At 43.3% G+C, this 11,199-nt stretch carries 12 protein-coding genes and 1 pseudogene; 3 read left to right on the forward strand and 10 right to left on the reverse strand.

Features of this window, described 5'->3' with window-relative positions:
• Positions 1 to 62 precede the first annotated feature (62 nt).
• Both E0698_RS08945 and E0698_RS08950 read right to left on the reverse strand, forming a co-directional pair.
• The gene (locus tag E0698_RS08945) at positions 63 to 569 is read right to left on the reverse strand and encodes a GNAT family N-acetyltransferase (protein ID WP_192511321.1); all 507 of its coding nucleotides are present in this window, start codon (positions 567 to 569) and stop codon (positions 63 to 65) included.
• Between the two features lie 72 nt (positions 570 to 641).
• Entirely contained in the window at positions 642 to 1,157 is a 516-nt protein-coding gene (locus E0698_RS08950; RefSeq protein WP_192511322.1) for a hypothetical protein, read from the reverse strand.
• Positions 1,158 to 1,693: 536 nt separating this feature from the next.
• Between E0698_RS08950 and E0698_RS08955 the strand changes: the two genes are divergently transcribed.
• Positions 1,694 to 2,188, forward strand: a complete 495-nt coding sequence (locus tag E0698_RS08955; RefSeq protein WP_192511323.1) for a hypothetical protein — start codon at positions 1,694 to 1,696, stop codon at positions 2,186 to 2,188.
• Positions 2,189 to 2,376: 188 nt separating this feature from the next.
• On the opposite strand, the gene nspC is transcribed toward E0698_RS08955, so the two are convergent.
• From nspC to E0698_RS08980, 5 genes and pseudogenes are all read right to left on the reverse strand, one after another.
• Positions 2,377 to 3,516: a carboxynorspermidine decarboxylase gene (gene nspC, locus E0698_RS08960; protein ID WP_192511324.1), complete on the reverse strand. Its 1,140-nt coding sequence runs from the start codon at positions 3,514 to 3,516 to the stop codon at positions 2,377 to 2,379.
• 8 nt (positions 3,517 to 3,524) lie between these two features.
• Positions 3,525 to 4,724 carry a saccharopine dehydrogenase family protein gene (locus E0698_RS08965; RefSeq protein ID WP_137062499.1) on the reverse strand — a complete coding sequence of 400 codons (1,200 nt, stop codon included), beginning with the start codon at positions 4,722 to 4,724 and terminating at the stop codon, positions 3,525 to 3,527.
• Positions 4,725 to 5,149: 425 nt separating this feature from the next.
• Entirely contained in the window at positions 5,150 to 7,030 is a 1,881-nt protein-coding gene (gene htpG, locus E0698_RS08970; RefSeq protein WP_192511325.1) for a molecular chaperone HtpG, read from the reverse strand.
• Positions 7,031 to 7,211: 181 nt separating this feature from the next.
• A complete protein-coding gene (locus E0698_RS08975) occupies positions 7,212 to 7,835 on the reverse strand; it encodes an SMI1/KNR4 family protein (RefSeq protein WP_134910368.1) in 624 nt (207 codons plus the stop codon).
• Between the two features lie 111 nt (positions 7,836 to 7,946).
• Positions 7,947 to 8,161, reverse strand: a pseudogene (locus E0698_RS08980) (hypothetical protein); the annotation flags it as partial.
• An 88-nt stretch (positions 8,162 to 8,249) separates the two neighbouring features.
• Here E0698_RS08980 and E0698_RS08985 point away from each other — a divergent pair.
• Positions 8,250 to 9,380, forward strand: coding sequence for a phosphodiester glycosidase family protein (locus E0698_RS08985; RefSeq protein ID WP_192511326.1), 1,131 nt, complete (start codon positions 8,250 to 8,252; stop codon positions 9,378 to 9,380).
• Positions 9,381 to 9,571: 191 nt separating this feature from the next.
• Here the strand turns inward: E0698_RS08985 and E0698_RS08990 are convergent, their stop codons facing one another.
• The 3 genes from E0698_RS08990 to E0698_RS26725 form a co-directional block, all read right to left on the reverse strand.
• Complete coding sequence (locus E0698_RS08990; protein WP_192511335.1) at positions 9,572 to 9,754, reverse strand: DUF6386 family protein; 183 nt, start codon at positions 9,752 to 9,754, stop codon at positions 9,572 to 9,574.
• A 228-nt stretch (positions 9,755 to 9,982) separates the two neighbouring features.
• Positions 9,983 to 10,087: a YjcZ family sporulation protein gene (locus E0698_RS26720; protein ID WP_222934649.1), complete on the reverse strand. Its 105-nt coding sequence runs from the start codon at positions 10,085 to 10,087 to the stop codon at positions 9,983 to 9,985.
• A gap of 101 nt (positions 10,088 to 10,188) precedes the next feature.
• Positions 10,189 to 10,458: a hypothetical protein gene (locus E0698_RS26725; protein ID WP_238353919.1), complete on the reverse strand. Its 270-nt coding sequence runs from the start codon at positions 10,456 to 10,458 to the stop codon at positions 10,189 to 10,191.
• Positions 10,459 to 10,764: 306 nt separating this feature from the next.
• Between E0698_RS26725 and E0698_RS09000 the strand changes: the two genes are divergently transcribed.
• Complete coding sequence (locus E0698_RS09000; protein WP_192511328.1) at positions 10,765 to 11,094, forward strand: helix-turn-helix domain-containing protein; 330 nt, start codon at positions 10,765 to 10,767, stop codon at positions 11,092 to 11,094.
• Positions 11,095 to 11,199 lie beyond the last annotated feature (105 nt).

Here is an 11,199-nt window from a genome sequence, read left to right on the forward strand (position 1 = left end):
GTATGAATACGGCAAAAACAGAGCCTTTTACATTTTTATATACACTAATTAAATATGTTCTCTCATTTCAGCCCGTAAACCTCGGTATATAAAATTTGTCTAAATGGAGCAAAATCCTGCTCTGACAGCGCACACGGATAACTCATAATTTGAAGCCTCAGATCGGACTGCCCTTCCCTCAAAGGAGGCTGTACATACTCAAAATCGTTGAGATGGAATCCCAAGCGTTCGTAAAAACCAATTCTTCTCCGAGTCCATTCATCCTCAGGTGGCTCAACCTCCAGCACTACCGGTTTATCGGACTGTGTAATAAATCTGCTCATGAGCTTTTTACCTAACCCGCCACCACGTATAGCCTGATCTACCGCAATATGCTCTACAAACCGAAAATGTGTAAATTCCCAGCCCGCCAGAAAAGCGATCGTATGCCCTTGCTCATTCTTTTCAGTGATTAAGTGATAGCTAGGATGAGTAAGCAGTGCCTTTTGCGACGCAAAGATTCTACATTCCGTTTCAGGAAAAGAGGCTTCCATAATCGCATACACTTGTGAAAATTCAAGTTCATTCATTTTATATTCCCTGCTCCTTTAATTCTAACTTCCCTTTCCAGTTCAATCTGACCAAATCGTTGAAATCAATTTTCATACCTTGTGTAATTCCGTAAGCGTCAGCAAAATATGCTCCAATAGCTCCGGGATATCCTCCATCTGATCTTCATTAATTTGTCTGGAAAATTGAAGTTCAATCTTATTTTGGTATGTAGCTGCCTTCTCCCCGTGAACAAAACTGAGCGTTTGGACCGGCCTAAGATCCGGCTTCCAAATCTGCATCAATATATCTTCTATCTGGCTACATTGTGTTTCAATCTCACGAACCTCCATATAGAAGCTGAGCAGCAGCACACATCCGGGGATTTGATCTTCAATCTCCAAAATTTCCGCAGCCAAGTTGTTTAAATCTGCCTTTAAGCGAATTTCTGCTGTCACACCGGGTCGTTTCGTCAGCCTGAACTGTATAGCGAATTCACGCGACATCACGGACATTTCCAATCGGTCGATCCGTTGCGTGATTTCAATACGTGAATCCAGATTATCCAGATCATATACTGCATTTTCCATAGCCACTTTTAAATTATCAAAAACCGTCGGGTCAAACATATTCATTTCACCTCTGCCTATCATTCCATATGTTTCATACATTTAACATTCAAATAGGTTTCCAATCCAATGAGTATATCATAAATGTTGGCAGCCAAGAAATTCAGCGATTTTTAAAGCAAAAAAGCTTTCTAACAAAGCCTATAATCAACTGAATAAAAGCCGTATTTTGCGTGTGCTGACTAGACGCTTCGCCTTACCTTTCTATAACAAGTGAGGCGAAGCTATCCCTCTCCCCCCTACTTCAACAATAAGCTCTCTACCCATACTTAAAATTATTTATTCCGATTATGTATTTCGTTTTAGTCGTTTGTACATAGTTCATGTCCTTTTCTACAGAACTTCCTTAGATTCTACTCCTGAGAGATGAAAGAAATACACCTTTGTAACAAAATATTCTATTTTATTCATTTTATTTATATATATTCCTTTTTATTGTTCCAATTTACTGGTAAATAGTATACAATAAAATCGACTTAATTACTAATATATTCATATAAATGAATATAAGTCCCAAAAAGAGAGGAAGTCTATTCATGAGAAAAACGTTGTTAGCTTCATTAGGTCTTACACTAATGCTGAGTACTACTGCCAGTGTCGCTTTAGCCGAAGAAGCAAATCCTGTACCAAACAAGCAACTAAATACTGCCTCTACCCTTACTGGAAATGAACAGGAACCAAATGACAGTTTTGAAGAAGCTAACTACCAGCTAATAGGAGATTCTGTTATTGGAACCTTAGGAGAAAGCATAAACGGAACCTGGGAAGGCTACGATGTTTTTAAATTCAAGTCTTTTGAAGCAGGTTCAGTTGAATTTGTAATTGAGGGTGATAAGTATTCCGATGGGTGGTTGGAACTAACTCTTTACGATAGCACTGGAAAAAGAATTAAACGTTCAAGAGACGGTCAATACTTTTTAACAAAAGCGCTTGATGGCGATCAGGAATACTACCTAGCTGTTGATTCACCGGGCCTTCAACTAGGAGGACATGTATTCTGGTATAAACTTTCTTCTAGAATTGTAGATTAAATAAAAACCGACTGATCAACCTTACTTCATGCCTACTGTCGTACTAGTATAAACATACAAAAGGCAAGTATAAAAATCAAAAAAATCTCTAACTACGCCAAAAAGCCTCGCCCCCATCTCAAGGGGCGAGGCTTTTGTAGTTCAGTCATTCCAATCGATACACTCAGTCATTTCACACTATCCATATCTTAGGACAGACGTGAGCTAAAATCCTCATAGGAGAACTGGCGGATCACCTTAATGCCTTCTTCGTCATTGTAGCTGGCGATGGCTGGCAGGTTGACTCCGTTGAACATGTGGTTTTTGACCATCGTGTAATGGGCCATGTCGCAGAATACAAGCTTGTCTCCCGGCTTCAATGGCTCTTTAAAGGAGTAGTCTCCAATCACATCTCCGGCCAGGCAGGTAAGGCCACCGAGTCTGTAGGTGTGTGCATACTCACCAGGCTTGCCTGCATCAATGATATTCGGACGATATGGCATAGCCAGTACATCAGGCATATGACATTCAGCCGAAGTATCCAGAATCGCAATGTCCATTCCGTTTTTCATCGTATCCAGAACTGTAGCGACCAGATAACCGGTATTCAAGGCGATAGCTTCGCCCGGCTCCAGGTAAACCTGTACACCATATTTATCCTGGAAATATTGGATGCAGCGTACCAGCGTGTCCAGATCATAGTCTTCTCTGGTGATATGATGACCGCCGCCAAAATTAAGCCATTTCATTTGCTTAATGTATGGCCCGAATTTCTCATCCACGACTTTAATGGTGCGCTCCAGTGTGTCTGAATTCTGTTCACACATCGTATGAAAATGAATACCGTCCACGCCATCCAGATCCTCAGGCTTAAAGTTAGCCAAGGTCACACCCATTCTGGAGTTGTTGTAGCAAGGATCATACAGCGGAGTTTCGATTTCCGAATATTCCGGATTGACCCGAATTCCAATGTCAATTTTTTTAGAAGTTACGCCCTGCACTCTGCTTTTGAACCGTTTCAATTGATCAAAGGAATTGAAAACGATATGGTCCACATACTCCAGCAGCTCATCAAATTCACTGTCAACATAAGCGGGTGCGTATACGTGAACCTCCTTGTTCATCTTTTCGCGACCGAGTCTCGCCTCGAACAACGAACTGGAAGTTACGCCTTTTAAATATTTACCAACCAGAGGAAATGTCGAAAACATCGAAAATCCCTTAAGAGCAAGCAAAATATTGCAGCCTGTTCGCTCTTGAACAGAATTTAAAACCTCAAGGTTTTTCACAAGAAGTCTTTCGTCAACAAGGTAACAAGGTGATGGAAGTCCGCTAATATCAATATTCATCGCAGGCCTCAATCAAGCAACGTTGGCGTGAAGCTTTCTTGCCATGGCAATCCGTGTTTATTCAGTGCTTCCATGAATGGATCTGGATCAAATTCCTCAACGTTGTATACGCCTGGTTTTTTCCAGATGCCTTTAATGATAAGCATTGCGCCGATCATGGCAGGAACGCCTGTTGTGTAGGAAATGGCTTGGGAGCCAACCTCTGCATAACATTCCTCATGATCACACACATTGTATACATAATACGTTTTCGGTTTTCCGTCTTTAACGCCTTGGATGATACATCCAATGTTCGTTTTACCCTTGGTTCTAGGTCCGAGGGAAGCCGGGTCTGGCAAAATGGCTTTCAGGAATTGCAATGGAATGATTTGCTGTCCTTCGTAATCAATAGGCTCAATGGAAGTCATGCCTACGTTTTGAAGCACGTTCAAATGATTCAGGTAATTGTCCGAGAAAGTCATCCAGAAACGGATTTTTTTCACACCTTTAATGTTTACTGCAAGAGATTCCAGTTCTTCATGGTACAAGAGATATATGTTTTTCGGTCCGATTTCAGGAAGGTCGTATACCTTTTTCTCGGAAAGAGGCTCAGTTTCAATCCACTCTCCATTTTCAAAGTAACGGCCCTTCGCCGTAATTTCCCGAATATTAATTTCCGGATTAAAGTTAGTTGCAAAAGGATATCCATGGTCCCCTGCATTCGCATCTACAATATCAATCGTATGAATTTCATCAAAATAATGCTTTTGAGCATAAGCCGTAAATACTCCAGTCACGCCTGGATCAAAACCGCTGCCCAGCAGAGCTGTAATGCCCGCTTTTTCGAATCTTTCTTTGTAGGCCCATTGCCAGCTGTATTCAAACTTCGGCGTATCCGGCGGTTCATAATTCGCCGTATCAACGTAATGAACGCCTGTCTCAAGGCAAGCATCCATAATCGTCAAATCCTGATAAGGGAGAGCCACATTGATAACTACATCCGGTTGAAAGCTTCGAATCAGGTCAATGACCATGTCGGTGTTGTCAGCATCCAGCTGAGCCGTTTGTATCTTCGTACGGCCTCCACCCAGCTTTTCTTTAAGCGCATCGCATTTCTCAACAGTTCTGCTCGCGATACAAATTTCTTCAAATACATCTGGGTTTTGGCAACATTTATGCACCACAACGCTGGCCACGCCACCGGCGCCAATAATCAATGCTTTTCCCAAAATAAATAACCTCCTTATTCCATACGCTAATCGCTAATCATTCTTGCAAACAAAATGATTATAAAGACATCCCACCAAATAATCAAGAAAAACGATAATTTGCAGTGTGAAAATTCACACCGCTATGTCACAAAAATTTTACAAATCCCAAATTCAGGAATGAAAACGCCATAAAAGCCCCTCCCAAGGCGTTCCAAGGAAGTCAGTACACGTTTACCGGAAGTTTTTTTTGCATTCCAGGTAAACAGCCTTAAAGAGTTAATATTATCTTATATCTAATAAAAAGGCCACCCCGCCAATTCCTATGAAGAAGATTCAGAGGGTGGTAAAATGATTAGCTGGTACTGTAGGATTGTTTATCATGAATAAAGCCGCCCCCGATGCGGGAACGGCTCTCTATAAAACTAAAACAAAACTAAACCTTATTAAACCATGATTTTGCAAATATCGTTGGTGAATTCAACCGGGTCTTGCAGTGGCAAGCCTTCGATCAACAGTGCCTGATTATACAGCAATGCCGTATAGAGATTGACCTTCTCCTTGTCCTCGGCAAAAGCCTCTTTCAGAGAGTTGAACACCGCATGGTTGATGTTGATTTCCAGCACTTTATTCGCTTTGACATCGGCGTTGTTCGGCATAGCATTTAAGATTTTCTCCATTTCAATCGTCACTTCGCCGTCTGCGGACAGACACACCGGATGTGTCTTCAAGCGCTTGGAGGCTTTAACACTGGATACCTTGCCTTCCAGCAAGCCCTTCATGTACTCGAACAGCTCTTTGTTGTCGTTTTGTTCCGCTTCTGTTTCCTTCTCGTTCTCGTCAGCCTCAATGCCCAGATCGCCACTGGATACGGATTTGAATTCTTTCTCCTTGTAGCTTATGAGCATTTTAATAGCGAACTCATCAATATCATCGGTGAAGTACAGAATTTCGTAGCCCTTGTCGGCCACCATTTCGGTCTGCGGCAGCTTCTCGATACGCTCATTGGACTCCCCGGAAGCATAATAAATATACTTCTGATCCTCAGGCATACGCGATACATACTCGTCCAGTGTAACCTGCTTTTTCTCCGTAGAAGAGTAGAACATGAGCAGATCCTGAAGCGTCTCCTTATGAGTGCCATAATCGTTGTAGACGCCAAATTTCAATTGTCTGCCAAATGATTTGTAGAATTGATCATACTTTTCCCGGTCATTTTTGAGCAGAGTCAGTAGTTGGCCTTTGATTTTGCTTTCGATATTTTTGGCAATCAGCTTCAGTTGGCGGTCATGCTGCAACATCTCTCTGGAAATGTTCAACGACAAGCTTTCGGAGTCCACCATACCTTTGACAAAGCTGAAATAATCCGGCAGCAGGTCAGGCGATTTTTCCATAATCAGCACGCCGTTGGCGTACAGTTCCAGCCCTTTTTCATACTCCTTGGAATAGAAATCAAACGGGATATTTTCTGGAATGAACAAAATAGCCTGGTACACCACCGCGCCGTCCGCGCTGACGTGGATATGCTGGAGTGGCTTGTCGTAGCCATAGCGTTTTTCCGCATAAAAATTTTGATAATCCTCGTCGGTCAGCTCGCTTTTGTTCTTTCTCCAGATTGGAACCATGCTGTTAATACGCTGTTCTTCCTCGTAATCCTCGAACTCGTTGTCACTGCCCTCTTTCAGACGTTTGCCCGTAACATCCATCTTGATTGGATAACGGATAAAGTCGGAGTATTTCTTGATCAGTGCTTTTAAACGATACTCGTCCAAATATTCTTCGTAGGACTCATCCTCGGTGTTTTCTTTGATTTTCAAAACAATCACAGAGCCGACCTCGTCTTTTTCAGCCGGTTCAACGGTATATCCATCTGCACCTGTGGATTCCCACTTATAAGCGGTATCGCTGCCCAGTGCCTTTGTAGTCACTGTAACAACATCCGCCACCATAAATGCCGAATAGAAGCCGACCCCGAACTGCCCAATGATGTCATGTCCATCCTTGGATTCATTTTCATTTTTGAACGCCAGCGAGCCGCTTTTAGCAATGACACCCAGATTGTTTTCCAGTTCTTCCTTGGTCATACCAATCCCGGTATCGCGAAGAGTGAGCGTTCTGTTCTCCTTGTCGGCTGTTACTTTGATATAGTAATTTTCTTTGTCAAAGACCAGTTGATCATCCGTCAGCGCTTTGTAATAAATTTTATCAATTGCATCACTTGCGTTGGAGATCAGCTCTCTTAGAAAAATTTCCTTTTGCGTGTAAATCGAGTTAATCATCATTTCGAGCAGACGCTTGGACTCAGCCTGAAACTGTTTTTTCTCCATTCTGATATCTCCTTTCGAATATGAACCTTATGTAAGGTAAGGCTGCACATGGGGAACCGTCCAAACTCGAAAGTCTGTTAGCACTCCCCTCATTCGAGTGCCAGCCTACCTTTTTTTATAACATTCCTCATTTTTTATGTCAATACAATAGATGCATGATATAGTCCCAATTCCGAAATTGTTAGTGCCTGATCTCCTTGAACATGACGTTAAACATCTCGACGGAAGATGGGAACAGCCCTTGTACATGGGGAATCAGGTTATCCCTGATGCGTAACTCATCCTCGTCCAGATGCTGCAAATCCTGATGATAGAACCATACAACGGGATAGTCACCATCCTTCTGTCTGCTCCCTGCATTCAAACAGACAGGACCCTCGTTCTCCTCTGCCACTGCGAAGGGAATATACCCTGCCGACAGCAATGGCGACCACTGGTCGATCAGCTCATAAAATCCCTTTAGCCCTTGGCCCACAGGCATTCGTGGAAACTCAACGAAGGTACAATCGCTCCAGTACACCCCCGGAATGCATTCGTTATCGAATTGTAAAGACACATAATGATAGGACATGATGAAACTTCTCAGCAAGGGAGGAAGCTCGAAATGGTAGGTTTCCTCAAGATCCCGAACTTCCTGCTCTGTGATCTGCGAAGGAAGAGGCTTCCACTTGATCCAGCCTTCCTCATCGGCATTGCCGTCACGCATCTCGAAGGGTACATTTTCTACCAAATCCATAAAAAAAGCCTCATCCATATGTGCAAATAACTCCTTCATGGATGTGCGAATATCCGCCTTCTTGTCCATGTCTCCGCACCTCTTTCCTTTCTATATCAGAACTGCATCATGTGACATTACACATTCTTCCAAGTTAGCTTAACAGATTTTGCTTTTATCCTCATTTGCAAAATATTCGTATTACCAGCGCAGTGGCTCATGGTTACGCCAGATGATCCAACGCCCTGTCTCGCGGATTGGAGCGGTGCCGATGCTGTATTCATCCTCTTGGTGCCGCTTTGCAAATCAATTACATGAAGCATACCGCCGCAGGTTCCAACCGCTAACATGCCTTCATCTGGCGTAACCGCCAATCCGGATATCGTACTGCCGACAAAATAGCGCCAAAGCTCGCGGCATACATACATTTACAACTTATAAAACCCGATATAAGTACAAGCACCTCGTAAAGTGTCAAGACTACATAAGGAGATTGATCTATTCATGAAAAGAATCACCGCACTTGTTATCCTGTCCCTGCTATTACTTGTAACCCCGATCTACGCTGCTGCACCAACACCTATGCTGGTCTATGTGGATCAAAGTAACCATTCGTTCATCCCTCTCCGCCTCCTGAACAGCTATGAAGGGATCACCATCAACAAGACGGCTACGGACAAAAAGATTGAGATTTCTCAAGGCGATACCCAGCTCACCTTGTTTGCTGGACAGTCTACGGCTAAAGTGAATGACCAGACGGTTCGCATGCACAGCGTTCCTTTTACCGACAATGGTTCTACCTATGTTCCTTTGCAGCTCATCAGCCAGCATCTAAACCTGCAAGTCTCATGGCAAAAGGAAACTTCATCCGTACATATCAAGCAGGGCACAACGTCCGTCAGGCTTCCGGTATTCACGGGCAAGCTACCTGGCAGCACCACACCGATCCAGACGGCTCATAAAAGCTTCAAAGTCGGATCACGCATCTTCTCCGCTAAGGTGGTCACCATCTCCATGCTTCATCCCAAGGTGAGTCTGGACGTGGCGCTGGCAGGCAATAGCATCGGCAAAGTGGAGAACCTAAGCGGTCTCGCCAAACGCAATCAAGCGGTTGTAGCCATCAACGGTACCTACTTTGACGCCTATACCAAAAGCTCCTACAAAACGCCCTACGGCTATCTGGTCAGCCACGGGAAATTGTTGAAAAAAAGCTCTGGCGACCAACGAACCGTCTTCACGTACGATGCCAACCATTTGGCCGAGCTGGTTTCAGGTCCTGCCTTTGAGCAGCGTTTAAGTCAAGGCAACGTCGAAGGCGCCCTTCAAGCCGGGCCTCGTTTAGTGACGAATGGAAAGGTTTCCCTGAATATAAAAGCCGAAGGCTTCAAGGACCCTAAAATATTAACAGGCGGCGGGACCAGAAGCGCCCTCGGGATTACACGGGATCATAAGCTAATCCTCCTGACCACAAGCGGAGCCACCATGTCACAGCTCGCTCAAATCATGAAGCAGGCAGGTGCTTATCAGGCCATGAATTTGGACGGCGGTGCTTCCAGCGGGCTGTATTACAACGGCTCCTATCTCACCACACCCGGCCGCCAAATCAGCAATGCGATTATTATAAAATATCAATAGACGGGTTAAGGGCTGTCTTCACGGATGTGTAAGCCGTGTGGATAGCCTTTTTTCCATTTTCATAAGTTCAGGTTTGCACCTGTTCAGGGTTTCCGCATATTCAAGCGGCTTGTCCGGGTCGTTACAGGGTTCATCCTGTATTTACAACCGGATCAGACTTGTAAAGCTCTTGCTGCCTTCGCTGCTCTGTATTAAAGAAAGGTAAATAGATTAAAAATAGCTACATTCCCCTGATTCAACTCGCCCAGCTCGTCCTCTTCAATGGACCACCAATCCGGCTCATCGTCCAAACGATGCTTAAGTGCATCCGTATCAAATATGCAAAGGGTCGCCGTGTCTGTCGTGAATTGAAATGGACTGCTTGCTATGTTCATTGTGTAGTCCTCCTGATCTTGGTCAACGAATCTCCGTTTTTTTCGCGTATTCTGCGTATCCATGTATGTCACATTGCTAAGGGAAATTTTCCCTGTATATAAAGTATAGCAATGCTTGCAGGACCAGACAACATGCTTGGGCTAACATCCATTCTGCATTAAAAAGCCTTCCCTCACTGTGTAGTGAAAGAAGGCTACTTTGTAGATTTAAGCGATGCTAACCTGCTGTTAGATCATAAAAGATTTAGTGATAATCACCAACAAAATGAACAATACCAGAATCGCGCCTGTGGATGTCCATGCTCCACCGCCACCATAACCAACTTCACCCATGTCTGAATCCCTCCTTGCTTTAAAGCATACTCTTATCGTATGAAGAAAAACGGTTTACGACAGGGCGCATTGGCAACGTTTATTTGGCATGGTAGGATTTCTTAGAAAATGGACTGGTACGTCTCAAAGGGATCAGTAATCACTCGGGTTGACAACTGGTACAAAATGTCGTCGGTTCTGCGTAGCAGCCTGCTCACATCCTTGTTCTTCATCTTTTGAAGGAGCGGAGTTTCTAACTGGGATGAAAGAAATTGAGTGGTGCCTATAAAAACGACAACATCCAATCCCGGGTTGGTGTCGGTATGTAATAAGTGTAGCAGGTCAGTCATGGATAGGAAACCTGGAGGGCAAAGGCTATTGTTTTCCTTCATATGTAGGGCTTTCAGCATAGAAGTTAAAGCCCGGTCACATAGGAGAATACAGCATTGGAGTTGGTTGTGCTTTTGCAGGATTTTGGCTAGTTTCATGTGGTATTGGGATTGTGTGTGGAAATCGGTTATTGAATGATGTAAGTGTTGTTCGTGTCTGGATGGCTGGGTATGACTTCGGTTAAGGGTAGAAGGATCTTTTTCACCCAAATAATACTTATAGATATCATTAATATTTATTGTATTCATCATTCGATGTTTTCCTTTAGATATCTTGTCTACACTTTTAGAATAAGTGAGGTGTAGACGATGGACGATAAAGAAGTTCTCAAATTAGTGGGTGCCAGGATACGTGCTTTGCGAAAAGAAAAAGGGTTATCTCAGGAGTCGCTTGGAGAAAAAGGCGGATTTCATTTTTCATACATAGGGCAGATTGAACGTGGAGAAAAGAACGTATCCTTATTAAATATAGCTAAAATTGCAGATGCACTGAATGTTAATTTGATTCAGCTTTTTGCTTATGTAAATGAGGAAATTAAGGTTACAAAGCATGAAGCCGAACTAAATGAAATACTAACATTGCTTAGAAAGTCAAACCCTCAAAAAATTAAGCTATATAGGCCGCAATTAAGATCATAACCTGACAAGCAGGCGATCAATCGTTTCTAACGGTTGCTGATTGATTCGCTTCATAAATTGACTGACATGAAGTTTAATCTTATAGAATTTTTCAAAAAAGACGTT

Source organism: Paenibacillus sp. 23TSA30-6, from assembly GCF_014858585.1.
In the GTDB taxonomy this organism is placed as follows: Bacteria; Bacillota; Bacilli; order Paenibacillales; family Paenibacillaceae; genus Paenibacillus.